The following is a 26,297-nucleotide window of genomic DNA, read 5'->3' as shown; positions in this document are numbered from 1 at the left end:
GACTGCTTGTAAGTTTGCTATTCTTTTTACTATAACGGACAAACTTTCTGGTACAGCGGACGAACTTTTTATCTTAGCGGAGGGTGCGGATACTTCAACGGATAAGCTTTCTAAAATAGCGGACAAAGTTTCCAGGTATCCGGACAGGCTTTTTACTATGTCGGAGGGTACAATTAAGACTACAAAGCGAATTTTTATGAGTACGGATGGATTTTCTGCATATGATATCCGTTGATACAGGGTATGAGCGAACAGACACAAGCTATTCAAGGATTACTACGATTTTTACCTTTACTGCAAAACCATGAAGCGGTTTATGATAGAATAGGCTATTGGGGCGATATGACCAGCCGGGTGAGCGCAACTACTGCCAGAGATTTATTCCAGTATTTGTACCGGCATGGATTTATACTGGAAAATTTCGACTGGATGCAATGGAGCGACCATGCTTTGGCTTTTGAAGAAGACCGGAGCAAACTTTCAACAGCCGACTTACCTACCTTATACAAAATCATAACCACCCATATCCGTGCCGACCGTTTTACAGAAGGACACTATGATTCTATTCTTGAAAACGGTTTCCTGGCAGATGTGCTGCTCAGATTTAAGGAAATATCAGAGTTAAGGAAATAATAAAACAAACTAATACAGTTTTTTCCGGGCATCTGTGAAACATTTACCCAGGTAATCTCCTTACTTATCTATAATTCATTGCCCTTAATAAATTTTACTATGGAGCGTATGAGAACAAATATGAATGAGGCGTTTTTACAAGCTATGCGTGAGGAAACAGATCCGGTTGCCGACCAGGTCATTGAGCATCTGTTTACAAAAGGAGAATTGAAGAACGTAAATGGATGGCTTACCAGCCTTTCAGACAATAATGAAGCGTTACCAGCCGATCTACCCGAACCTGTACGGCAGTATTTTGAACAAACCTCGCAATTGCTAGAATGGGCAGATAGAAAGCAAATGCACAAGGGAGCCGTTTTTTTCTCCAAGCATGTACAAGCGATTTTATCGGTATTAGGCAGTTTATCCTTGCCTTATTGTTATGCCGCTGCTGATGGAGCACAGGTATTATATCTGTCGCAGCGCATCCGGAAGGATACCAAGAAACGACTGGCGGATACCGGTCAGTTTGTGCTGAATGTGTTGAATCCAAAGGCATTTGATACAAAAGGCACTGGTATCCGGAGTATACAGAAAGTACGGTTAATGCATGCGGCTGTACGCTGGCATACCCTGAAAAGTGACCAATGGAACGATGTATGGGGCAAACCGGTGAACCAGGAAGATATGCTGGGTACCAATCTGGCTTTTTCTTATATCGTGCTGGAGGGTTTACACAAGCTGGGCATTTATTACTCATCGCAGGAAGCCGATGCTTATCTGTATCTCTGGAATGTGATCGGATATATGCTGGGGATGCGGAAAGAATTATTGCCCGAAAACCGCAAGGAAGCTTACTGGTTTAGTAAATTGATCGAAAAAAGACATTTCCGGAAATCAGAAGCTGGCATTGAACTTACCAAAGCATTAATGCAGAGTTTTGAAGAACTCACTCCAAGTTCCGCTTTCAAAGGCTTGTCAGGCGGATACATGCGCTATCTGTTGGGTGATAAAACCGCTGACTTACTGGAATTGCCTCGCAAATCTTTGACAAATGTATTGATTAAACCTATTAGTGCAGTAAATACTATGCTAAGTCTGGCTGGCAGTTTGCCATGGAAGAATAGTTCTACATATGCAGTGGAAGCCATGCTGCTGGCTATTGAGCAGGAAAATGGAAAAGCTGATTTCCGGATGCCGGTTGGATTACGGGAGTAGGATTAGTCTCTTTTTATGTTATAAGTTCTGCAATTTTTTTTGTAAATAGCAACGCAAACAAATATTTTACTTATGATCTGGTTAGTTATTATCGCTGTACTGATGGTTGCCTGTATTTATACAGCCTTTAAAATCCCCAACGAAAGTATTAATTATTATAAAAGAAAAAATAACGTTCCTTAAGGAGTTGTTTTTTATTCCTGGACATATAAGAAAAGCCCGTATTACCGGGCTTTTCTGTTTTGTTTTTAAATACTGTTTGCACCTTTAAAGTCTTCCTCAATACTATTCATGTGTTTTTTATCCTGATGGCCTTGTTGTTTGGCCTATAGTGAACATTGATAAAATTGTTATAGATCGGCCAGTGGTTTCTGCGATTAATTGCTATTTTTCGGAATGGAATATCATAAAGGAAGAGGCGCACAACTCAATACCAGTAACCGCTTCAGTCAGGCAAATATCAGCCATGATCATATAGAGGGAATAGATGAAGAGATGCAGATTAGCAGCCAAACTCAGATTTTTTATGATACACCCAAAAAGCTGATCAATACCATTGAAAGCCCGGATCTGTATGCGATGCGGTCTGTAAATCCCTATCAGGGCTGCGAACATGGCTGCATTTATTGTTATGCCCGCAATTCACATGAATACTGGGGGTTTAGTGCCGGGATAGATTTTGAAAATAAAATTGTGGTCAAGCAGAATGCTGCGAAGCTTCTGGAACAGGAATTTTTGCAAAAGAATTACCAGCCTGCTTCAATCTCTTTATCCGGCAATACAGATTGCTATCAGCCGCTAGAACGTAAGCTGGAAATTACCAGGTCGCTGCTAAAAGTATTTGTAAAATATGCTCATCCGGTAAATATTATTACTAAAAATAGCCTCCTCAAACGGGATATAGATCTGCTTCAGGAACTGGCCAGACAACAGCTGGTGCATGTATATATTTCTGTCACTACCTTAGATGAAGAATTGCGGCAGAAAATGGAACCTCGTACCGCTACATCAAAAAACAGGCTTCAAACCATTCGTATATTGTCTGATGCTGGCATACCAGTTGGTGTAATGGCGGCACCTTTAGTACCAGGATTGAATCATACTGAAATACCCGCTATTTTGAAGGAAGCCGCCGCACATGGAGCTATTACAGCAGGTTACACAGTGGTGCGGTTGAATGGAGCAATAAAGGAAATTTTTTACGACTGGCTGCAAAAGAATTTTCCTGACCGGGCTGCTAAAGTATGGAACCTGATTCGTGAGATGCATGGCGGACAGGTGAATGATTCTCATTTTGGCCGGCGTATGACCGGTGAAGGTCCCATTGCTGATATGATTAAGCAGTTATTCTCAGTATCCAGACATAAATATATGAAAGAGAATCAGATGCCAGCCTACAATTATTCGTTGTTCCGGAGAGGTGGGAATTTGAACTTGTTTGAAAACTATGTCTAAGCAAATACACATTTTTAGTGATTTCTTCTGCTTAAAGTATATGAGATAATCTTTTATCAAAGACTATTGGCCAATGACAAATAACCAATCATTATATTACCGTAAAGCTGCTGAAGAAATTTTTAGATATGCTTTGGAATCTGTTGAGCCGGAAAAGCTGGTATACAAGGCAGTTTCCAGAAAAGGTAATCGTTTATATATTCAGCATCAGGAAATTGATTTAACTCAGCTTAACCGCATTATTGTAATCGGTGCCGGAAAAGCAACAGCTCCTATGGCACAAGCTATAGAAGAAATAATGGGTGATATAATTGATAGTGGCTTAATCATCGTAAAACACGGGCATTCCGTTCCTCTCATTAAAATTCAGACGATAGAAGCTGGCCATCCAGTTCCGGATGAGAATGGAATTTCTGGCACGCAGCAATTACTCCAGCTTGTAAAAGAAACGAAACCAAATGACCTTATCATTATATTGATTTCCGGCGGCGGTTCAGCCTTATTGATTGATCTTCCTCAGCATTGTATATTGGAAGAATTACAAACCTGTTTTGATCTGTTGTTAAAATCTGGGGCAAGTATTACTGAAATAAATACGGTGCGTAAACATTTGTCTCATGTAAAAGGTGGGGGGCTTGCCAGACAAATATTTCCTGCCAGACTCTTTACGCTGATTTTATCTGATGTGATAGGTGATCCGCTGGATGTAATTGCATCCGGCCCTACCGTACCCGATCCTACTACCTTTGCTGATGCCTGGTCTATAGTACAAAAATACGGCCTTGAAGATAAAATACCTTATTCTATTCATTATCATCTGCAACAAGGCATAGCCGGAAATTTGCCGGAAACACCCAAGTCAGGAGATGCTATTTTTTCAAGGGTAAATAATTACATTATTGGCAGCAACTCTATTGCCTTGGAAGCAGCCAGACAGAAAGCAACTGAAATGGGTTTTCATGCTGTAATTACTGGATTGAATATTGAAGGAGAAGCTGCAATAGCAGCCAAAGAATTGGTAAGTACTGCCAGAAAGGCAGGTATAGATACTACGATTCCAAAACCAGCCTGTTTACTATCAGGAGGTGAAACTACCGTAAGGGTACAGGGAACCGGAGTCGGAGGCAGAAACCAGGAATTGGCTCTGGCAGCGGCTCTGGAATTAGAAGCAAATGAGCCTATTGTAATTTTATCAGCAGGTACCGACGGAACGGATGGTCCTACGGATGCTGCTGGTGCTGTTGTCGATTCAAATACAATGATTAAAGCCGCTACTAAAGGTTTAGATGAGAAAGATTTTCTAGCAAACAACGATTCATATCATTTTTTCCGACAGGCTGGCGGACATATTATCACCGGACCTACGAGAACCAATGTGATGGATATTATGATGGCCCTGATCTATTAATGAGCTTTTTTATAAAAAGAAAAAGGGAAGTGAAGCACCTCCCTCTTAATCTATTAAACCTTTATCAACTAAGAAAAACTTAGTAATATAAGTTTAATCAAAAAGTATTCCACCATCAACCAGATATTGACAAACGGCTGATTTTTAGTATGTAAGTTTTATAACTTCGCAATTTGGGTGATACCAAAGTGAGTAGAATTCATCCGGAAGCTTACCCAAATATGTGAATTGAATGATCTTAGCTTAACTGGCTAAACTGACGTAAAAACCGGATATCATTTTCAGTAAATAAGCGCAGGTCTTTTATCTGGTAGGCGAGCATCGTGATCCGTTCAATACCCATTCCAAAAGCAAAGCCTGTATATTTCTGCGAATCAATGCCGCAATTTTCCAGCACATTGGGGTCTACCATACCAGAACCACCAATTTCCACCCAGCCAGTATATTTACAGATATTACAACCTTTTCCTTTACAAATCAGACAGGAAATATCAATCTCTGCACTGGGTTCGGTAAAAGGGAAAAATGAAGGGCGGAAGCGAATTTTTATGTCCTTTGCAAACATTTCTTTTGCAAAATGATACAAAGTCTGCTTTAAATCGGCAAAGCTTACATCGGTATTTACATATAAACCTTCTACCTGATGGAAAATACAATGCGCCCTGGCAGAAATAGCTTCATTTCGGAACACCCGTCCGGGCATAAGCGAACGGATAGGAGGTTTTTGGGTTTCCATTAAGCGAACCTGTACCGAAGAGGTATGTGTACGCAAGGCAATATCCGGATTCTTCTCAATAAAAAAAGTATCCTGCATATCACGGGCAGGGTGGTTTTCAGGGAAATTGAGGGCTGTAAAATTATGCCAGTCGTCTTCAATTTCCGGCCCTTCAGATACATTAAATCCGATCCGTTCAAATATTTCAATAATGCGGTTACGCACAATGCTCAGCGGATGCCTGGAACCTAGTTCATTCGGTATAGTAGGTAAAGTAAGATCCAGTGGCGCTTGTGCCGACCCGTTAGTATGCTGATTTTCCAGTAAGGCCTGAAATTCGTTAAACCGGGTTTGTGCAAAGTTTTTGAGGGTATTCAATTCAGCACCAAGGGCTTTACGTTCGTCCTGAGGAACTGTTTTTAAAGCGTCGAATAAATCACCAATCACTCCTTTCCGGCCAACATAAGCAATCCTAAACTGTTCAAGTTCAGCTGGAGTCGTAATCGGGAATGAGGCAACTTGCCCCTGAATTTCTTTTACCTTATCTAGTAGCATATGCAAATATATCAAAAGTCTCTCAACCACTTAGAATTTGTCTGTTGCAAAATTTAAAGCTGGCAGGTGTAGGTAAAACAAGCTTTTCATTTTATAATGTTCTAAACCTTACGCAAGCGGCTAAAATATAAGATTCTACGCACGTAAAATTTTGATTTTACCTGTTAATATTAGTACTTTTGCACCTCTATTTCAATTTAAAATCAATGGCATTAATTGGTAAAATTAAAGAAAAATCAGGCTGGGCTATTGGCTTAATTGCCATCAGTTTAGGCTTGTTTGTAGTGGGCGGAGACATTTTGGGTCCAAACTCAGTGATACTCGGCAATAACTCACAGGATGTAGGTGAGATAGCCGGAGAAGATATTTCTATTAAGGAATACAGCCAGGAACTGGAAGTAATGAAGTACAATTACACCAATAATACCGGCAAAAATCCAACAGAGGAAGAAATGGCTGGTCTTCGGGAACAAGCCTGGAATCAGTTGATCGAAAAAATTGCATACCAGAAACAATATGAGAAATTAGGATTGGCGGTATCTGATGATGAACTGGAAGATATGGTGCAAGGCGATAATGTACACCCGGCCGTTAAGCAGGCGTTCACTAATCCGGCAACCAATCAGTTTGATAAGAGTCTTGTGATCAATTACCTGAAAGGGATTGATACATTACCTGCTCAGCAACAAGCAGCATGGATCAATTTTGAAAACCAGTTAGGTCCGCAAAGGCTGAGAACCAAATATGAGAATCTGTTGAGTTTATCTTCTTATGTAACAAAGGAGGAAGCCAAAAGAGACTATGTATCTCAAACAGCCAAAGCAGACGTGAAATTCCTGTATGTGCCTTTCTTCAGCATTCCTGATTCTACCATTAAAGTAACAGATGCCCAGCTGGAAGATTACCTGAACCGCAACCGGGATAAGTATGAAGGAGAAGAAACCCGTACTATCGAGTATGTTACTTTTCCTGTACTGCCTTCTGCACAGGACAGTGCCTTTTTTTATGATGAGATTAAGAACTTAGCCAAAGGCCTAGCTTCTGCACAGGACGATTCTACCTTTGCCAAAACCAATACAGATGTGCCCGCTGACGGAGGGTATGTAACGCTATCTGAAATTCCACAACAACTTCAGGGAGATATTGCTACTTTCATCGAAGGAGGTATGTATGGCCCTTACCGTGAAGGCGACACCTATTCTATCTATAAATTATCTGATATTAAAGATGATACCGTATATTCTGTACGTGCCAGTCATATTTTGTTCCGTGCCGATAGTACAGATGCCGGCAAAGCAGAAGCGCTGAAAAAAGCCCGTGAAGTGCTGCAACAGATTAAAGGTGGTGCCAGCTTTGAAGAAATGGCCCGTGTACATGGTACAGATGGAACAGCACAACAAGGAGGAGATTTAGGTTGGTATACCCAGGGGGGTGGTTTTGTGAAGTCGTTCGAAAATGCACTCTTCAGCTTTAATGGAATCGGATTATTGCCTAATCCAGTTGAAACAGAATTCGGATACCATCTCATTAAAGTAACGCAGCCTAAAACCAACCGCAAATACAAACTGGCTACTATCAAGAAAGTAATTTCTGCCGGTGATGCTACCGAAGAAGAAGCTTTCCGCAAAGCCGATCAGTTTGCCGGTACTACTGAAAATAGAGAGCAATTCAGGGAGAATCTGAAAAAAGACAAAACATTAACTTCTTTTACAGCTGAAAAACTCCGTCCGAACGACAATAATGTTAATGCCCTGCAAAATGCCAGAGAAATTGTAAGATGGGCTTTCAGTGAGGATACTAAAGTTGGTGATGTTTCTAAAGAAGTATTCCGGCTCGACAATCAGTATGTAGTGGCTACTTTAACTGGTAAAACAGAAAAAGGCGATGCAACGGTTGAAGATTTCCGTACTGAACTGACCTCAAAAGTGAGAAATGAATTAAAGGCAGAACAGATCACTAAAAAGTTAGCAAACGTAACTAATATTGATGCTGCTGCTAAAGCCTATGGCGACCAGGCACAAGTAAATACAGCAACGGATGTAACCTTAAGCAGCAATACGCTTCAAAATGTGGGTTTTGATCCGGTGGCGGTAGGAAAGATTTTTGGTCTGAAACAAGGACAGCGCACAAAACCTTTCTCTGGCGAAAATGGTGTACTGGTAATTGAAATGACTAAATATACTGCGGCTCCTGACATTGCAGATTACTCTCAGTATAAAAATCAACTGGCACAAACCTATAAGTCCAGAACTTCTTATTATGTAAATGAGGCAGTGAAAGATTTCGCCAAGATTGAAGACAAACGCTATAAATTCTATTAATCGTTAAGTAAATATTTTAAAAGCCAGCTTATATATAATAAGCTGGCTTTTTCTTTATAATGCTTTTCTAATGGCTTTCCCTAATAATTTTGTTTATTTGCAGAATCTCATCTTTCCTGCAAAACCTTCCTGTAAGTCTGCGTGATAAATAAAATTAAGCAGACAATAGGAAAGAAGTGGAATGAATATTCGATTGTATAACAAATAAACTCCTTATGGAAACCGGACTTAAACACTTTCATTCGTACTGGGCCTATCTCGTACTTCTTACCCTACTTATTGCGGTTGTAAATGCCATTATTGGCTTAGCTGGCAATAAAACCTTTACATCCAGAGACCGCTTTCTCGCTTTATTTGCGTTGATCGCTGCCCATACTCAATTATTGATAGGCCTTGTTCTCTATTTCGTTTCTCCACTTGGAGCAAGAAATCTCTCAAATATGGGTGAAGCTATGAAAAACCCTGGCCTCCGGCTATATGTAGTAGAACATCCTCTGGTTAATATCATTGCCATTGTGCTTATTACTATCGGGTATTCCAGAGCCAAACGTCTTCCTACAGATAATAGTAAGTTTAAAACACTTACGATTATGTATCTGATTGCGTTAGTATTGTTACTGAGCCGTATTCCCTGGAATGCCTGGCGATCCTAGCTAGGATTTCTTTATTCGATATTACTTCCACACTCATATACAAAAACTATGAAATACGTAGTAATAACTTTTCTGGTTCTTGTAACCACTACATTTACTATTGCCCAGAATCAGTCGGCAGATATGAGTAGAATCACATTAGTCATTCATGGAGGGGCCGGAACCATTACCCGGAAAAGCATGACGCCGGAGAAAGAAAAAGCTTATAAAGATAAGCTGAATGAAGCCCTGCAGGTAGGGTATGCTGTATTAAAAAAAGGGGGAAGTAGTCTGGATGCCGTTGAAGCTACTATTCGGATAATGGAAGATTCCCCATTATTTAACGCTGGGAAAGGGGCTGTTTTCACCAATGCCGGCAAAAATGAACTCGATGCTTCTATTATGGATGGCAAAACCTTAAAAGCCGGTGCAATCGCCGGCGTAACAACCATAAAAAATCCTATTTCTACAGCCAGGATGGTGATGGAAAAATCGGAACATGTGCTCATGACAGGAAAAGGAGCCGAGCAGTTTGCCAAAGAAAAAGGGGCCGAAATCGTAGATCCCTCCTATTTTTATACTGAACAACGCTACCAGCAATTACAAAAAATCAAACAGGAAGAAAAAACCCAGCTCGATCATTCGGAAGATAAAGGAAGTCTGGATGAAGAACAATCTATTTTTGAAGGTAAAAAATTCGGAACAGTGGGTGCAGTTGCCTTAGACCAGTTCGGTAATCTGGCAGCAGCTACCTCCACCGGTGGCATGACAAACAAACGTTATGGCAGGGTGGGCGACTCCCCTATTATTGGTGCCGGAACCTACGCCGATAACCAGACCTGTGCTGTTTCGGCAACTGGGCATGGGGAATATTTTATCAGGGCGGTAGTGGCGTATGATGTAGCAGCTTTAATGGCTTATAAGGGCCTCTCTGTAAAGGAGGCAGCAGACGAAGTAGTAATGAAAAAGCTGGTAAAAATGGGCGGTGAAGGTGGTATTATTGCTTTAGATAAAAATGGTAATATAGCCATGCCATTTAATTCGGAAGGTATGTACCGGGGATATATCAAAGCAGATGGCACCTCTGAAGTATTGATCTATAAATAGATTTTAAATCTACCTCCTAAAATAGAGGAAATAACAAAGCGTATCAGCAGGCATTTTTGACCCAATCTGATACGCTTTGTTATTTTTTGTTTTTAAGACTGTTTTTTACCAGAATACAGCGTATAACGTAACTATAACACAACCAATTACAAGTGCTCCTATAGTAAAGCCAGAATGGGTACGGAACATAGACGCATCAATACGGAGTCCTTTCGGGTTAGTGGTTGTTTTCGAATCAGATAAACCTAAGGCGACCATAACTACTACACAAATAAGAAATACAAAACCCATTGTGTCCAGAAAAGGGATTTCATACACACCTTCTGCATTTTGGAAAGCAAAACCGTAAGAAGCCAGCGGAGCCAGATTAACTATTTCAGGTAACACAAATTTAAAGAACAAGGACAATAAAAAGCCACCCACAATGGCAAACATAGCCCCTGCTGAATTGGTACGTTTCCAGAAAAATCCCATAATAAAAGCCGCAAATACGCCTGGTGAAACAAGGCCGGTCATCTCTTGTATAAACTGGAATCCCCCTTTTTTATCGATGCCCATATAAGGTGATAAAACGATAGCCAAAACCATAGATACTACTACCACCAATCGTCCGGTCCATACCAGTTGTGATTCGGAGGCATTTTTCGATATATATTTTTGGTAAATATCCAGGGTAAAAATCGTAGAAATTGAATTGGCCTTGCCTGCTAAAGAAGCAACTACTGCCGCTGTGAGTGCTGCAAATGAAAGCCCTTTTAATCCCTCTGGTAGTAAATTAAGGAGCACCGGATAAGCCCGGTCCTGATTTAATTCACCATTAGTCAGCATTTCCTGCTGAAATAGTCCTTCTTTCCACAAAGTATAGGCAGCAATACCTGGCAACACCACAATTACTGGCATAAGCAGTTTCAAAAATGCAGCAAACAAGATTCCATTCCGGGCGGTGGGCAGATCAGCACCTAATGCCCGCTGGGTAATGTACTGATTACAGCCCCAGTAATTAAGGTTAACAATCCACATACCTCCAATTAAAATAGTAAGCCCTGGCAAAGAGGAATAAAAAGGATGCCCTTGCGGGAAAATCATATGGAAATGATCAGATGATTGGGAAAACATTAATTCAAAGCCCCGGCTAAGACCCTCACTTCCGAAGTGTTCAGAAACTTTATTTAAAGCTAAGTATGTAGTGGCTAATCCGCCCAGTATAAGAAAGAATACTTGAATTACATCTGTGTACCCAATTACTTTCATACCTCCAAGTGTAATGATGATGGCAAAAACAGCTAATCCAATCATACAAAACCAGAAATCAACCCCTGATATGGTAGATACGGCTAGCGCACCCAGGAATAAAATAGATGTCAGGTTTACCAGAATGTAGAGGAATAGCCAGAAGATAGCCATAATCATCGCTACAGTTTCGTTATAACGTTGCCGTAAGAACTGTGGCATGGTAAAAATCCTGTTCTTAAGGTAGATAGGCATAAAAAAAACTGCTACAATTATTAGTGTAGCAGCCGCCATCCATTCATACGTAGATATAGCCAAACCCATTGAAAAGCCGTTACCTGACATTCCGATAAACTGTTCAGCAGAAATATTTGAAGCGATGAGCGATGCGCCAATAGCCCACCAGGTAAGCGAACCCTCAGCTAAGAAGAAATCGGTGGAACTGGTTTCTTTAGATTTTTTTCGTTGATAAATCCAATATCCGTATCCGGCCACAATACAGAAGTACACAAAAAAGATAACATAGTCTAAGGTTTGTAGTCCCATTTATTTTAAAAATTATCGCGTGAAAAGGTAAAAGTTGAAGGGTAGGAAAAATTTGTTATGATGAATTGTGCTGGTTTAGAAAAGTGAAAATAAATATTGCTAAAATGTAAATTGTTTTCAAGCTAAACAAGCTACAGATAAAAAATTATCGAGACATTCATAGAATTGACACTAATCGGGAGAGCAGTATGGCAATAACCGAAATAAAATACAATTTCATCGAAATAAGTACGGAAAAATCAGACTAAACCTTAGTTTTGCCGTTCAAATTAAATACACCTTTTGTCATATATCCCATGCCGAAGTTTGGAAGTATATTAATTGTAGATGATGATTATGCCAGCAATTATCTTACAGAAATGATATTGCAGGATTTACAAATAACTGAACATATTTATCTGGCCAGAAATGGAAAAGAAGCACTGGATTTAATCAAAGATTATTGCCAGTACGACCAGCAGCCTGCCTCCAAACCCTGTCCACAACTGATTTTTTTAGATATCAACATGCCAGTTATGGATGGCTTCGAGTTTCTGGAGGAATTTGAAAAAATTGAGCATATTAAGAAAAATCCAATTCCCATATTTCTGCTTACAACTTCTACTAATGTGAGGGACATTGAAAAAGCCAAACGTTACCAGGTAAGTGCCTACATTGAAAAACCGCTTACAGAAGAAAAGATCGTAAAAATTATGGATACTATCTCAATTTAAAATACGCTGTCTGCTTAGTGTGACACCAAAATACACAGATGAGTTGGATACTTGTACTTCAAAACCAGTTATTTACAAAACAAAAACCAGGTAAGGATGGTATGATAAAGTATAGCCGATAAATATATATTTAAGATTATATCAGGCTGTTCCTGTATATGGAAAAATTTGATTTTATTATAGCTGGTGCTGGTTGTGCCGGATTAAGTTTGGCATATCATCTTTCGCAAAGCCCTTTACAGCATAAATCTATTTTACTGATTGATAAGGCACCCAAAACTCAAAATGACCGTACCTGGTGTTTCTGGGAAAACAAGCCTAATCCATTTGAGGATTTAGTATACCGCCAGTGGCCGGTAGTAGATTTCTATGGTACAGATTTTCATGCTACGCTTCCCCTGGAGCCCTATCAATACAAAATGATACGGGGTATTGATTTTTACCAGTATGTGCAGCAACACCTTCAACCTTATACTACTATCAAATTTGTTTACGGAAATATTTTAGCTATTTATGACGAATCAAAGGGTGCAGCCGTAAATGTAGACGGAAAAATCTACGAAGCAGATTTTGTATTCAGTAGTTTGTATAACTGGCAGAACCAGCCGAAAAAAGCCGGAAATCATTACCTCTTACAGCATTTTAAAGGCTGGGAAGTTCAAACTGAAACAGATTTTTTCGATCCGGCAAAAGCCACCCTAATGGATTTTAGGATTGAGCAAGAAAAGGAAACGAGATTTTTTTATGTATTGCCATTAGATAAACGCCGGGCTTTAATTGAGTTTACTGTTTTTTCAGGTAATCTGTTACCTGCCGATATCTATACTGCTCAGCTACAAGCATACGTAAAAGAATATTTACACCTACCAGCTTATAGAGTAGTACACGAAGAGTTTGGAGTAATTCCTATGACTGATCATCAGTTTCCGCGTACTACTGGTAAACACATTATACACATTGGCACGGCCGGCGGACAAACCAAAGCTTCTACCGGTTATACTTTTCTCCGTATTCAGCAGCAAACCCAGGCCATTGTAGAATCTCTTGTCAAAACCGGCGAACCTTATGTGTCTTCTTTAGCGCCGGGTAGATACAATATATACGATAGTTTGCTGCTTAATATTATGGTTAAGAACCGGCATTCAGTTAAAGATATTTTTACAGTGCTGTTCAAAAAAAACAAGCCAGGTACGATTTTAAAGTTTCTCGATGAGCGTACTACCTTTGCAGAAGATTTGAAGATTATGTCTACTACTCCTTACCTCCCTTTCCTTAAGGCACTTTCTGATGTATGCTGGCACAACAAACGGGCTGTGTTCAAAAGCTTATTTAATGTATTGTTTTTTAAGAAGATAAATTTATTTGTAAAATAAAAAAGTAGTAATTTTGCCACCATTCAAAAAAATGAAACAACAATAAACAAATAATGTCATATCTATTCACCTCAGAATCAGTATCCGAAGGTCATCCGGATAAAGTAGCCGACCAAATTTCCGATGCCATTCTCGATGCCATGCTGGCTCAAGATCCTAACTCAAGGGTTGCCTGCGAAACATTAGTTACTACCGGTCTGGTAGTGGTAGCCGGCGAAATTACAACCAATGCCTATGTTGATATTCATGCGGTTGTGAGAAAAGCTATTAATGAAATTGGTTATAATAAAGCTGAATACCAGTTTGAAGCAAACTCTTGCGGAATTATCAATACATTGCACAGCCAGTCTGCAGATATTGCCCGTGGTGTAGATGAGGCCGAAAATAAGGAGCAAGGTGCTGGTGACCAGGGAATGATGTTCGGGTATGCCTCCAAAGAAACCGAAGAATATATGCCGATGGCCCTGGCGTATTCTCACCGCCTGGTAAAACGCCTGTCTGATATCCGCAAAAAGGAAAGCAATGTAATCAATTACCTCCGCCCAGATGCAAAATCTCAGGTTACTATTGAATACGACGATAACCATAAACCAGTTCGGGTACATACCATTGTAATCTCTACCCAGCACGATGATTTTGTAAAGCCGAAAGATAACACGCCTGAAGCTAATCTGGCCGCAGATAAGCAAATGCTGGAAAAAATTAAGCAGGATATTATTGAACACGTCATTAAAAAAGTAATCCCTGCTAACCTGCTCGACGAAAAAACGATCTATCATATCAATCCTACCGGTAAATTTGTAATCGGCGGCCCGCATGGTGATTCTGGCTTAACAGGCCGAAAGATCATTGTAGATACCTACGGTGGAAAAGGTGCGCATGGGGGTGGTGCATTCTCTGGTAAAGATTCTTCTAAAGTAGACAGAAGCGCTGCTTATGCTGCCCGTCATATTGCCAAAAATATGGTAGCCGCCGGTGTGGCTGATGAAATGCTGGTGCAGGTCTCCTATGCGATTGGTGTAGCCAAGCCAGTTTCTCTTACTATAAACACCTACGGAACAGCCAAAGTAAAACTAACTGATGGACAGATTGCTGCGAAAGTGCTGGATATCTTTGATATGCGTCCCAAAGCTATTGTAGAAAGATTAGGTTTGAAAAATCCGATCTTCTCTAAAACTGCTGCTTATGGCCATATGGGAAGAGATGCTTTCAGTGATAAAGTAAAGCTGGAACTGGTGAAAATCAAGCAAAATGGAAATGGTAAAGAGGAAGTGAGAAAAGAAGAGCAGCGCGAAGTAGAATTCTTTACCTGGGAAAAACTCGATTATGTAGATAAAGTAAAAGCTGCATTTGGCTTATAATACGTATTCAACATAAATTAAAAAGGCGCTTATTGAATAAGCGCCTTTTTGTTTGCATAATATATTATTTATTTGAGCACATTTACAGCAGCATGTGCCGTCTCTTTTTCTTTTTTCTTTTTCAGTTGTTTGCTCATAGCATCTACTGCCAAATCAGTAGCTTCTTCAAATGTACGGGCATTTTCACTTACGAATAAAAGCTGTCCGGGTATTCTCACTTTTAATTCAACTAATTTATTTTCCTGTGTTTCATCTTTTCTAATTCGTAAGGTTACTTCTCCATCAATGATTCGTCCATAAAAAGTATCCAATTTATCAGCTTTTTTCTGGATGAAAGAGATCAGCTTCTGGTCAGCATCGAAGTGGATAGAGTGCATTTGAAGTTTCATAGGATTAAAAATTAAAGTGGAACTTGATTTAATTATGCTTTAGGATGTGCCTGCTCGAAAATCGTTTTCAGCTTTTCAAGCGAATTGTGCGTATATACCTGTGTAGCCGCCAGACTGCTATGCCCAAGCAGGTCTTTAATGGCATTCAGGTCAGCGCCTTTATTTAACAGATGAGTAGCGAATGTATGCCGGAGCACATGAGGGCTTCGCTTTTCTACGGTTGTAGCCAGGTCCAAGTATTTGCGTACAATCCGGTATACCATCATAGGATAAATTGTTTCTCCTTGATCTGTAACGATTAAAAATGAAGAATGATTGTTAAAAAAAGTGTTTTTTTTGCTTTGAATATAAGTATTAATTAAATCAATAAGCCGCTTACTGATAGGAATAATTCTTTGCTTATTTCTTTTGCCTGTTACCTTAATAGTTTGCTCATAGGTACTTACGTCTGATTCCTGCAAAGAAATCATTTCTGCTAATCTCATACCAGAGCCATACAATAATTCCATCACCAGCTTGTCTCTGGTGCCGGCAAAATCATCAGTAAACTCGAATGTATCCAGCAGTTGGTTCAAGCTTTGTTCATCCACAAATTGAGGCAGTGCTTTGTTCACCTTTAACGCTTTCACCTTCAGCATAGGATCATGGCTGATTATATTGCGTCGAAGCAGAAATTTAAAAAAAGTACGAAGGGTAGCAATTTTGCGGTTAACAGAAGTAGGAGTGCGCTTTTCTTCTACCAGACTTACGATCCAGGAGCGGATCATTGGGAAAATAGCTGCTTCAGGGGTTTTGCATTCATATACAGTATCCAGAAACTGGGTAAACTGAAGTAAATCAGTTTGATAAGAAGTCAGCGTATGTGGGCTACACCGTTTTTCGTACTGTATGTATTGCAGGAAAGAATCGACCATGTTAGTACCAGAAGTGTGGGCTTCGTAGTACTAACATAATCAAAAAGGAATATAAAGTAAATGAAAACTTAGGAATTTTCTGACATAAACATAGTCTGCTTATAGGCAGCTTTTATCTTCTCAGTCCTTCTTTTTATAGAGGGTTTTTCAAAGTACGTACGTGACCTAAGCTCTTTCAAAACTCCGGTACGCTCAAATTTCTTTTTGAATCTTTTTAATGCTTTATCTATTGATTCGTTCTCTTTAATATTAATAATAATCATTGCTTTTCCTTGTTTTTTGAGGACTGCAAATATAAGGAGCTGATCCTTAATTTCAAAAAGGATTTTTATCTTAATTGAGTTTTATCCTACAGACCAGATTTATTTTAGTATAGACCTGGAAATCACCAGTTTTTGTATTTCAGAAGTGCCTTCGCCAATCGTGCAGAGCTTAGAGTCACGGAAAAATTTCTCCACCGGGAAATCTTTTGTATAGCCATAGCCGCCAAATACCTGTACTGCTTCTGTAGATACTTTTACGGCTACTTCTGAGGCATAATATTTGGCCATAGCTGATTCTTTGCGCACATCCAGCCCCAAGTCTTTTTTTTCGGCAGCCCGGAAGGTAAGTAAACTGGCCGCTTCAATTTCAGTTGCCATATCCGCCAGTTTAAAGGCAATACCCTGGAATTGGGCAATAGGCTGATTAAACTGTGTACGTTCTTTGGAATAGGCTACTGCCGCCTCAAACGCTCCTTGTGCAATTCCCAGACTTAAGGCCGCAATAGAAATACGACCGCCATCCAGTATTTTTAAGGCTTGAATGAAACCTTCTCCAGGTTTACCCAGCATACAATCAGCATGTATCCGGCAATCCTGAAAAATAAGCTCGGTCGTTTCAGAGGCTCGCATGCCTAATTTATCTTCTTTTTTCCCAGCTGAAAAGCCTGGCGTTCCTTTTTCAATAATAAAGGCGGTAGCTCCTTTTGTATCTCCGGCTTCGCCAGTACGTGCAATTACTACAGCTACATTGCCGGATTTACCGTGGGTAATGAAGTTTTTAGATCCATTGATAATCCAGTAATCTCCGTCTGGTTTGGCCACCGTACGCATATTACCAGCATCAGAACCAGTATTGGGTTCGGTTAACCCCCATGCACCAATCCATTGGGCGGTAGCTAGTTTCGGCAGGTATTTTTGTTTCTGAGCCTCATTGCCAAACAATAATATATGATTGGTACACAAAGAATTATGTGCGGCCATAGACAAACCAATGGCGCCATCTATTTTAGAAAGTTCTGCGATGGCTGTCACATATTCTTTATATCCCAGGCCTGCACCGCCATATTGCTCTGGTACCAGGACACCCATTAACCCAAGTTCACCCAGTTTTTGGAAAATCTCAATAGGAAACTCTTGTGTTTCATCCCACTTCCGCACATAGGGTTGTATAAATTTTGCTCCAAACTCCCGTATTGTTTGTGCAATCATCTCCTGATTCTCACTCACTTCAATTTGCATACATTAATTGTTTATATAAAAACTTTAAATAGCAATATTTATACAAATGTACCCCATTTGATAACCAGAATGTACAATAAAATACAGAATATATTTTGGATAAGGAAATAAACTGAGAATCACTTACCCATTGTGTACAGCCCGGAACTGCAAGGCTTGAACCGCTTTTTCTTTCAGCTTGGCTTCAATCATCAGGTCGTATTCTCCTTCAGGACGAATTTTCTCCATCCAGTCTTGCATTTCATCAAAATCATTCTGCTCAATATAATCCGCATGTGAGGTTCGGGTATTGGGTTTCTGAGAAGATAAATGCATTTTAGGCACTTTGCCTTTCCAGGTAGCCACTATTTGCTCCAGTTTTTCTTCTAAACCATCTTGCCAGTTGGGTGCTGTATGCAAACATTTATGATGAAACAAGTCAAATATCATCGGAATGTTCAGGCGCTGGCAAACCGGCAATACATCATCTACAGAATACGTGGTATCGTCATTTTCCAGGGTTAACCTCTGTTGTACCAGAGGACTGGCATATTTATAAAAATTTTCTTCAAACCGTCGGACCGATTCTTCCTTATTACCATAGGCACCCCCTAAGTGTAATACAAGTAATCCCTGCTGAGGGTCTAGTATCGAGATCAACTCAGCTTGCCACTCCAGTTCACGGACTGAATCTGACACTACTTTCGAATTGAATGAATTCAGTACGGTATACTGGCCAGGATGCATTGACAATCTTAATCCATTGTCTTGTACAAATGTACGGATTTCATTGAGTTCAGCCCTGAAAATGCGCTGCCAGTCCAACGTAAATGAAGTGTGAGAGGCAAAGGGAATCATAGAGGAACCTACCCGGAACAATTTAATCCCCTGGCTTACATTCCAGGCCAAAATCTTTTTCAGGCTATCAATATTCTTGGCGATGGTAATAGCGGCCTGTTCCTCAGATAAATTGGCCAGCCTAAAGGTATGATTGGTGGTTTCGTTGATACCCAGATTTATACATGCATAGCCGATATGACGTAATTTCATGAGATAGATGTTAAGAGCGTGAGTATATAAATAACGATTCCCGACGATAGAGGTTTGAAAACAGAAGAAATTAGTAATTTTGAGCGCTGTTTTGTGTGTACCCTTTAAATACAATGTATGAAAGAGATTCTAGCAGAAGTAATTACTATTGGCGATGAAATTCTGTATGGGCAAATTACCGATACCAATACCCAGTGGATCAGTGCAGAACTGGATAAGATAGGCGTAAAAACTGTCAGAAAATCTTCTGTGGGCGACCAAAGGGCGAGAATACTGGAAATACTACAGGAAGCAGAATCCAGGGCAGATATAATTATCATCACCGGTGGTTTGGGTCCAACTAAAGACGACCTGACCAAACATATACTGGCTGAATATTTTAATTCTGGATTAACGATACACCAGCAGGCATTGGAAGATGTAACCGCTTTTTTTAGGAATAGAGGTAAAGAACTAACAGAGATTAACCGCAAGCAGGCTGAATTACCAGATAATTGTACCTTTATTTCTAACAAAAGAGGGACAGCACCCGGAATGTGGTTCGAGAAAAACGGGAAAGTATTTGTTTCTATGCCTGGAGTCCCTCATGAAATGAAAGCGATGATGAGCGATCCTATTCTGGGGAAACTACAGCAATATTTCCGAACCCCGGTCATTTACCATAAAATGATAAAAACCGTAGCTATCGGAGAGTCGGTACTGGCAACTAAAATTGAACAGTGGGAAGATAACCTACCATCACATATAAAATTAGCATATTTACCTACGACAGGCCAGGTCCGGTTGCGGCTTACTGCTACCGGCGAAAATGCAGAAATATTGCAAAACCAGGTACAACAGCAAATCGAGGTATTGAAAACCCTGGTTACTGAATATATTTATGGGTATGATGAGGATACCTTAGAAACAATTGTAGGCAACTTACTTGTTTCACAACAGAAAACCATTGCTATTGCCGAAAGCTGTTCTGTAGGATATGTTACCTACAGCATCGGACAGATACCGGGTTGTTCGAGGTATTTGATGGGAAGTATAGTAGCTTATCATAACCAGGCGAAAATAAATCAATTAGGCGTAAAAGCAGAAACCCTTTCAGCCTATGGAGCCGTAAGTGAGGAAACAGCCAGAGAAATGGCCGAAAATGTACGCAGCGTATTCAGTACATCCGTAGGAGTGGCCAGTACAGGTATTGCAGGGCCGGATGGAGGTACAACTGAAAAACCGGTTGGAACCGTATGGATTGCCTATGCAGATGAGACACAAACGGTAGCTAAGAAATTACAACTGGGTACTGACCGTATGCTAACTATTCAATTAACTGCCTTGCACGTACTCAATTTAATCAGGCAAACATTAGGTATACAGCAGTAGCTATTGAAAGGCAATTCTTATTTTGATTATAAATAATACTACTTTTGTACACCTGTAAAATTATAATGTATCAGGCTAAACTAGCTATATTTTAAAAAAGCTTGTTCATTAGTTAAACTTGTAATTGTCAATAAAGATATGGCACAAATCGAAATGTTGATGCCCAAAATGGGTGAAAGTATCATGGAGGGAACTATTCTGAAATGGCTTAAGAAAGTAGGTGACAAAATTGAACAGGACGAATCAGTACTGGAAGTGGCTACCGATAAAGTTGATACGGAAGTGCCTGCTATTCATGGAGGTATATTAAAGGAAATACTCGCTCAGGAGGGACAGGTGGTGGAAATAGGTAAAGCCATTGCTATTATCAGTACAGATGTTGAAGCTTCAAATGGAAGTAATGGAATAGTTGCTCCTGTAACTACAACAGCTCAGCAGGAAACCAAGGAAGAAGAAAAACAAGCCAGCATACTCGAATCACAAATTACCAGTATGACCGCCAGCAATGGATTTAGCCCCCTTTCTAAGCCCGCTTCCGGACGTTTTTACTCTCCATTGGTACTCACTATTGCCAGAGAGGAGAATATTCCTATGCAAGAATTGGAATATATTCCTGGTTCCGGAGCAGATAAACGGGTAACAAAAAAAGACATTCTAAACTATATTGCTAATCGCCCGAACGATATACCGGCTATTACAGAAATTGCAGTTCCAGCAACTAAAGAGGCAGATTATGAAAATAAGCAAATAAATTCACAGGTTAACGAAGTTCCCCAGCCAGAAACTTCTAAACCATCTGTTACGCCAGTACCTGAAAAAGTTAATAAATCTGTAGACAGTCAGCCGGCTGTGCTTGCGCCTACTGTTTCTTACAGTGGCCAGGCTGATATTATTGAGATGGACCGTATGCGTAAAATGATTGCCCAGCGCATGGTAGATTCAAAGAGGATTTCTCCGCATGTTACTTCTTTTGTAGAGGCCGATGTAACCAATATTGTTTTCTGGCGCAACCGGATTAAAAATGAGTTTAAAGCCAAAGAAGGAGATGCCATTACCTTTACTCCTATCTTCATAGAAGCGCTAGCCAAAGCCCTGAAAGATTATCCGATGGTGAATGCTTCTGTAGAGGGCGATAAAATCATTGTGAAAAAAGATATAAATATAGGAATGGCCGTGGCTTTACCAAGCGGAAACCTGATTGTGCCAGTAATTAAAAATGCAGATCAGCTTAATATCGTAGGGTTAACCAAGCGGGTGAATGATCTGGCACGCCGGGCCCGTGAAAACAAACTGACCGCTGATGACCTGTCTGGAGGAACCTATACCATGTCCAATGTAGGTTCTTTCGGAAATGTAATGGGTACGCCTATTATTGTGCAGCCTCAGATCGCCATTATGGCTTTCGGCACGGTTCAGAAAAAGCCGGCGGTGATTGAAACTCCCTTAGGCGATACCATTGGTATCCGTCATTTTATGTTTCTTTCTCATTCCTATGACCACCGGGTAGTAGATGGTGCATTAGGTGGAATGTTCGTCCGGAAGGTAGCCGATTATCTGGAAGGTTATGACTTACATAGAAAAGTGTTTTAATAATTTGGTTAATTGATAATGATAGACAATTGATCCAACAATGAATAAAGAGAGGTGCCTGAAAGCACCTCTCTTTATTTAATCATAACTTCAACTCAAACCCAACACTTTATTAATAATTTGGCATAGCCTCTAAAAGCGCAGCCAGGGTATAGATTGCCGGCTGTGTTTTACAATTTATTTTACCGCTGGAGCAGAAGCGGAATTAGTATCAGTATTATTTGCAAAACGAATTTCGACTACTTGCATAATCACCTGGTCTTTGCGGGCCTTATCGTTGGTGAAGACAAAATACACATCATGTATGCCGGTAGTAGCCGGAATAGGCGCTTGTAAATTTTTTGCCAGCCGCCGCATCATAGCACTTATTCCGCCTCCAGCCGGAGGTGCGGTTGAAGCTGGTGTTGGCGTATTTGGTTTTGCTGTTGTAGCAGCGCTCGCTTGTGCATTTTGCATCGCTCTGATGGGATCGGTTACTTCAATTACCGGCGTTTGCCCCAAGAGTTTTCCTGTTGGCGAACCTAAACGCACTTCCACCATTCCACCGGCAGCTTCATTCCGCGAAGAAGCCACTGCAAGAAATTCTATCGCTTTCACATCTGTCAGATCTACTTTCCGGAAACCAACATAAGAACCTGAACCTATGAGTTGAAAAGATTTTGTTGGCGTGGTATTGAGCTGGGTTCCTTTGGCCGTGTCGGCTGTTTCTGGCTGCACTGCCGGATTGCGAAGTAGTATCACTTTTTCTGTCGTGATGCCAGGAACATTACTGGTGCCTTTATCTGTATAAGCCGCTCTTAGCAGGTAATTACCTTTATCACTTTCTCCAGCAGGAATAGCAGTTACATAGTTACCTTTTAAAGGAAGCTTTTTGGCAACCTGTTTTTCTTCAGACAAACTCAGAATGTATTTGGCCATCTCCGTTGCATCAGCCACAGAGAGTTGCGGATGGGCGCTCATGGCTACTTCGCCCCAAACACCTGCACCTCCGGAAATGATCTTCTTGGCCAGATAATCTGTAGAACTTGCTTCATTTTTGTATTTGAGGGCGATCTGTTTGAAAGAAGGTCCTACCGACTTTTTGTCTACGGTATGGCAGGATTTACAATCGCTGGCATCCATCAGTTTTTGTCCGGTAGCTAAACCAGCAGATTCATCGGCACTGCGGTGACCCATGGCTATTTCCACTTGGTCAAATCCTTCTGGCGTATAATCAATGCTCATGGATACCTGGGCAGGCGTAATTTTGCTATTGGACAGTGAACCATCCTCTTTATCACTGACTGTAACTGTATATCCGATATTCTGATTGGGGAAAAAGAAAGTTTTATTGCCTTTGGTAATGGTTAAGTTTACAACCGGCGGCTCATTTCCTGCTTTTATTTCCAGCGTCTGGCTATTTGTTTCTCCTTTTGTATCGGTAACGGTTAAGGTAGCCATGTACACACCGGGCTTATCGAAAGTAACTGTTGGATTAGGCTCAGCAAACGTTTTAAAAGCCTTTTTGTTGGAAGTAATTTCCCACTTATAGGTCAATGCATCCCGGTCATAATCCTTTGTACCTTTAGACGATAACTGTATTTTAAGCGGCAGCGAACCGGCTTTTTTATCTAAAGAGGCTTGTACAATGGGCTTTCTATTTCCGGCATTATAATCAATGCGCACAATACGAGCATTATCATTGCCCTGGAACCAGGCACTGCCGTATTCCAGAATATACAAGTCTCCATCCGGACCAAACTTCATATCAATGGCACTGGAAAATTTCTCATTGGGCATAAAACGCTCCATCGACTGGTAATTGCCTTGTTCGTCCATTGTAACCACCATGATCCATCCCCGCATAAAATCTACAATGAACCATTTGCCCTCATAATAATCTGGAAATGGCCGTTTGGCACCAACAAAGTCTGCTTTCCGGAAAACAGGTCCTCCGGTCGCACTGCGGCCACCACTGCCCAGCATAGGAAATTCTGAAGAGGCACCATACGGATACCAGATAAACGCTTTTTGTACTGGTGGCAACTGCGTTAAACCTGTATTATTGGGTGAATTATTCTCAGGCTTGGCCGGGTCAAAAGGAGCTTTCGAAGTGTTGGTAGCAAAATCGAAATCAATGTAGGCTTTATTGTCTCCAATAAAATGCGGCCATCCAAAATTACCAGCTTTGCGGGCCTGGTTAAATTCATCATGCCCTCTGGGCCCCCTGTGCAGAGAATCCTGACTGGCATCCGGGCCTACTTCGCCCCAGTATATATAGCCGGTTTTGCTGTCGATACTTAAACGCCATGGGTTCCGGTGTCCCATGGTGTAAATCTCCGGACGGGTTTTGGCAGTGCCTTTCGGGAATAAATTGCCTTCCGGAATGGTATAACTTCCATCTGCTTCCGGATGAATACGGATAATTTTGCCGCGTAGATCATTGGTATTGCCTGAAGACTTCTGGGCATCCCAGGGGCCGCGCTCAGGCCGTTCATCAATAGGATCGAAACCAGTAGCTCTGGGACTGGTATTATCGCCGGTAGAAAGATAGAGATTTCCTTTGGCATCGAATACCATTCCGCCTCCGGTATGGCAGCACTGCTCCCGTTGTGTAGGAATCTCCAACAGCACTTTCTTAGAATCCATCACCAGTTCTTCGCCCCTCAGTTCATAACGGGTTAATATATTTTTTGCTTCGCTTCCGGGAAGTGAATAATACAGGTAGATCCAGTGGTTTTGTGTAAAATTAGGGTCTTGTACAATGCCCAGCAGGCCATCTTCTCCTTCTGTTACTCTGCCTTCTTTGCTGGTATATTTGGTATTTACCGGAATAGAAGCAATGGTTTTTACCTGCCTGGTTTCCGGATTATACATTTTCAAATTACCCTTACGCTCTACAAACATGATTTTTCCTGTTTCCAGTATAATAAACTCCATTGGTTCATCGAGTTTTTCGGCGAGAATAGTCTTGGTGAAACGGTTCTCTTCCGGCTTCTCCTGCGAAACTTGAATCTTACCTGGCTTTGAAGTGAAAGACCAAAAGCCAACCACCAGCAACAACAATCCAAGCCCATACAAGAGCGTTTTGATCGAATACATTTGTTTTGCCATTCAATTAAATAAGTTAGGTTAATAATGATTGCTTTCTTGAATAAAAAAGCACCGCTAAGGTGCTTGAAAAGATGAAGGAATGATTGAATCCTAAGTGTTTTTTTCTAATGCCTTTCTGCAGTATTCCACACATTTGGTTACCTCTTTTACAGAAGTAGAACCTTCCGGAACTTTGTATTCCAGTTCAACGGTAGCCGGGAAAGTATATTTGTTTTTTTTCATCAATTGCAGTACCTGAGCGATGGGTGTGTCTCCGGTTCCCCAGGGCAAATTCCCTTTTCCATTTGCAGGATTCTGGCGGTCTTTTATATGCATGCTGAGAATGCGGTCGTGTTTGGCCTGCACGAGCTCAACCGCATTGTAGCCAGCGGCTGTATAATGGCCGATGTCCAGGTTTAAAGCATTGGCTGGCGACTGAGTAAGTGCCGTATCCCAGAAAGTAGGCGTTTGCTGCTCATGTCCATGGTAAGCCACTTTCATTCCATGCTTTTGAGCCATGGTACCTAATTTCAGGGTATGTGCATCGTTACTTGGGTGTTCCAGCGAAACATGACTGGCTCCAAGTAATTTAGCAGCCTTCAAGCCATATTCAATCTCCGCATCGGAACTTTGTATATTAAAAGCATCTGGTTTAAAGCAATAAATCTGAACGCCCGCCTGATTGTACATTTTGCGCATTTGTTCAAACTTATTCATTGGGGCAGAGAGCCGCCATTTGGTTACTTCCTGCTGATAAGCTTTCCGCTGGGCATCTGCTTCATCTAATTGTTTTGTTTCATCTGCCGTAAGTTCCTGTTTTTCGTACCGCTTCCGCATCAGGGGAAAAATAGCCTGCATATTCACCGGATTTTTTGGAGCACCTGCAAATGACTCTGCCGGACCGCCCATCAATTCAACCGCACTGATTCCACAGTCTAAAATATATTGTAATGTTGCTTCTGCACTCTGATCAGGCAAATCCCGGAATGAATAGGTAATCACCCCTATTTGTACCCCGTTGATTTTTGAATTGGGTTTGCCCAGGTTTTTTATGATGGCCGGCATACCAAAAGTAGAGGAAGTGGCTAGCCCAATGCCTGCTAAGGATAGAGCGGTCGTGCCTAAAAATTGCCGCCTGGAAATGTCATGGTTTTTCATGATGTGAATTGAGTTTAGGTTTAATC

At 40.9% G+C, this 26,297-nt stretch carries 21 protein-coding genes; 12 read left to right on the top strand and 9 right to left on the bottom strand.

Translation table 11 applies throughout. The features are described 5' to 3' along the window. The first annotated feature begins 243 nt into the window (after positions 1–243). The 4 genes from GXP67_RS17540 to GXP67_RS17525 all read left to right on the top strand — a co-directional run bounded on the left by GXP67_RS17540 (position 244) and on the right by GXP67_RS17525 (position 4,693). Positions 244–633, top strand: a complete 390-nt coding sequence (locus GXP67_RS17540) for a DUF6508 domain-containing protein (protein ID WP_162444325.1) — start codon at positions 244–246, stop codon at positions 631–633. A 99-nt stretch (positions 634–732) separates the two neighbouring features. Next, positions 733–1,830, top strand: coding sequence for an oxygenase MpaB family protein (locus GXP67_RS17535; RefSeq protein ID WP_162444324.1), 1,098 nt, complete (start codon positions 733–735; stop codon positions 1,828–1,830). Between the two features lie 396 nt (positions 1,831–2,226). Next, positions 2,227–3,285, top strand: coding sequence for a PA0069 family radical SAM protein (locus GXP67_RS17530; RefSeq protein WP_162444323.1), 1,059 nt, complete (start codon positions 2,227–2,229; stop codon positions 3,283–3,285). 73 nt (positions 3,286–3,358) lie between these two features. Beyond that, entirely contained in the window at positions 3,359–4,693 is a 1,335-nt protein-coding gene (locus GXP67_RS17525) for a glycerate kinase type-2 family protein (RefSeq protein WP_162444322.1), read from the top strand. Between the two features lie 238 nt (positions 4,694–4,931). On the opposite strand, the gene pheS is transcribed toward GXP67_RS17525, so the two are convergent. Next, complete coding sequence (gene pheS, locus GXP67_RS17520) at positions 4,932–5,963, bottom strand: phenylalanine--tRNA ligase subunit alpha (RefSeq protein WP_162444321.1); 1,032 nt, start codon at positions 5,961–5,963, stop codon at positions 4,932–4,934. A gap of 206 nt (positions 5,964–6,169) precedes the next feature. Here pheS and GXP67_RS17515 point away from each other — a divergent pair, with 206 nt between their 5' ends. From GXP67_RS17515 to GXP67_RS17505, 3 genes are all read left to right on the top strand, one after another. Further along, complete coding sequence (locus GXP67_RS17515; RefSeq protein WP_162444320.1) at positions 6,170–8,284, top strand: peptidylprolyl isomerase; 2,115 nt, start codon at positions 6,170–6,172, stop codon at positions 8,282–8,284. Positions 8,285–8,499: 215 nt separating this feature from the next. Beyond that, positions 8,500–8,937, top strand: coding sequence for a hypothetical protein (locus GXP67_RS17510; RefSeq protein ID WP_162444319.1), 438 nt, complete (start codon positions 8,500–8,502; stop codon positions 8,935–8,937). A gap of 123 nt (positions 8,938–9,060) precedes the next feature. Beyond that, positions 9,061–10,023: an isoaspartyl peptidase/L-asparaginase family protein gene (locus GXP67_RS17505; RefSeq protein WP_232065289.1), complete on the top strand. Its 963-nt coding sequence runs from the start codon at positions 9,061–9,063 to the stop codon at positions 10,021–10,023. Between the two features lie 105 nt (positions 10,024–10,128). On the opposite strand, the gene GXP67_RS17500 is transcribed toward GXP67_RS17505, so the two are convergent. Further along, on the bottom strand, positions 10,129–11,799 hold the full coding sequence (locus GXP67_RS17500; protein WP_162444317.1) for a sodium/sugar symporter: 1,671 nt from the start codon (positions 11,797–11,799) through the stop codon (positions 10,129–10,131). A gap of 296 nt (positions 11,800–12,095) precedes the next feature. On the opposite strand from GXP67_RS17500, the gene GXP67_RS17495 reads away from it, so the two are divergent. From GXP67_RS17495 to metK, 3 genes are all read left to right on the top strand, one after another. Further along, positions 12,096–12,512 (top strand): response regulator, encoded by a 417-nt coding sequence (locus GXP67_RS17495; RefSeq protein ID WP_162444316.1) that lies wholly within the window; start codon positions 12,096–12,098, stop codon positions 12,510–12,512. A 158-nt stretch (positions 12,513–12,670) separates the two neighbouring features. Next, positions 12,671–13,885: a lycopene cyclase family protein gene (locus GXP67_RS17490; protein WP_162444315.1), complete on the top strand. Its 1,215-nt coding sequence runs from the start codon at positions 12,671–12,673 to the stop codon at positions 13,883–13,885. Positions 13,886–13,938: 53 nt separating this feature from the next. Further along, positions 13,939–15,246, top strand: a complete 1,308-nt coding sequence (gene metK / locus GXP67_RS17485) for a methionine adenosyltransferase (protein ID WP_162444314.1) — start codon at positions 13,939–13,941, stop codon at positions 15,244–15,246. Positions 15,247–15,314: 68 nt separating this feature from the next. Here the strand turns inward: metK and GXP67_RS17480 are convergent, their stop codons facing one another. The 5 genes from GXP67_RS17480 to uvsE form a co-directional block, all read right to left on the bottom strand. Continuing rightward, positions 15,315–15,635 (bottom strand): HPF/RaiA family ribosome-associated protein, encoded by a 321-nt coding sequence (locus GXP67_RS17480; RefSeq protein ID WP_162444313.1) that lies wholly within the window; start codon positions 15,633–15,635, stop codon positions 15,315–15,317. A 32-nt stretch (positions 15,636–15,667) separates the two neighbouring features. After that, on the bottom strand, positions 15,668–16,549 hold the full coding sequence (locus GXP67_RS17475) for a phage lytic cycle repressor MrpR family protein (RefSeq protein ID WP_162444312.1): 882 nt from the start codon (positions 16,547–16,549) through the stop codon (positions 15,668–15,670). 68 nt (positions 16,550–16,617) lie between these two features. Continuing rightward, on the bottom strand, positions 16,618–16,812 hold the full coding sequence (gene rpsU, locus GXP67_RS17470) for a 30S ribosomal protein S21 (protein ID WP_162444311.1): 195 nt from the start codon (positions 16,810–16,812) through the stop codon (positions 16,618–16,620). Between the two features lie 99 nt (positions 16,813–16,911). Further along, positions 16,912–18,051: an acyl-CoA dehydrogenase family protein gene (locus tag GXP67_RS17465; RefSeq protein ID WP_162444310.1), complete on the bottom strand. Its 1,140-nt coding sequence runs from the start codon at positions 18,049–18,051 to the stop codon at positions 16,912–16,914. A gap of 123 nt (positions 18,052–18,174) precedes the next feature. After that, a complete protein-coding gene (gene uvsE / locus GXP67_RS17460; protein WP_162444309.1) occupies positions 18,175–19,080 on the bottom strand; it encodes a UV DNA damage repair endonuclease UvsE in 906 nt (301 codons plus the stop codon). A gap of 117 nt (positions 19,081–19,197) precedes the next feature. Between uvsE and GXP67_RS17455 the strand changes: the two genes are divergently transcribed. Further along, positions 19,198–20,451 (top strand): competence/damage-inducible protein A, encoded by a 1,254-nt coding sequence (locus tag GXP67_RS17455; protein ID WP_162444308.1) that lies wholly within the window; start codon positions 19,198–19,200, stop codon positions 20,449–20,451. A 138-nt stretch (positions 20,452–20,589) separates the two neighbouring features. Further along, a complete protein-coding gene (locus GXP67_RS17450; protein WP_162444307.1) occupies positions 20,590–22,041 on the top strand; it encodes a dihydrolipoamide acetyltransferase family protein in 1,452 nt (483 codons plus the stop codon). A 177-nt stretch (positions 22,042–22,218) separates the two neighbouring features. Here GXP67_RS17450 and GXP67_RS17445 read toward each other — a convergent pair whose 3' ends face one another. Both GXP67_RS17445 and GXP67_RS17440 read right to left on the bottom strand, forming a co-directional pair. Beyond that, a complete protein-coding gene (locus tag GXP67_RS17445) occupies positions 22,219–25,134 on the bottom strand; it encodes a PQQ-dependent sugar dehydrogenase (protein ID WP_162444306.1) in 2,916 nt (971 codons plus the stop codon). A gap of 90 nt (positions 25,135–25,224) precedes the next feature. Further along, positions 25,225–26,271 carry a sugar phosphate isomerase/epimerase family protein gene (locus tag GXP67_RS17440; protein ID WP_162444305.1) on the bottom strand — a complete coding sequence of 349 codons (1,047 nt, stop codon included), beginning with the start codon at positions 26,269–26,271 and terminating at the stop codon, positions 25,225–25,227. Positions 26,272–26,297: the final 26 nt, after the last annotated feature.

Origin of the sequence: Rhodocytophaga rosea (assembly GCF_010119975.1) — a bacterium.
GTDB lineage: Bacteria > Bacteroidota > Bacteroidia > Cytophagales > 172606-1 > Rhodocytophaga > Rhodocytophaga rosea.
This window is presented reverse-complemented; position numbering and strand designations above follow the sequence as displayed.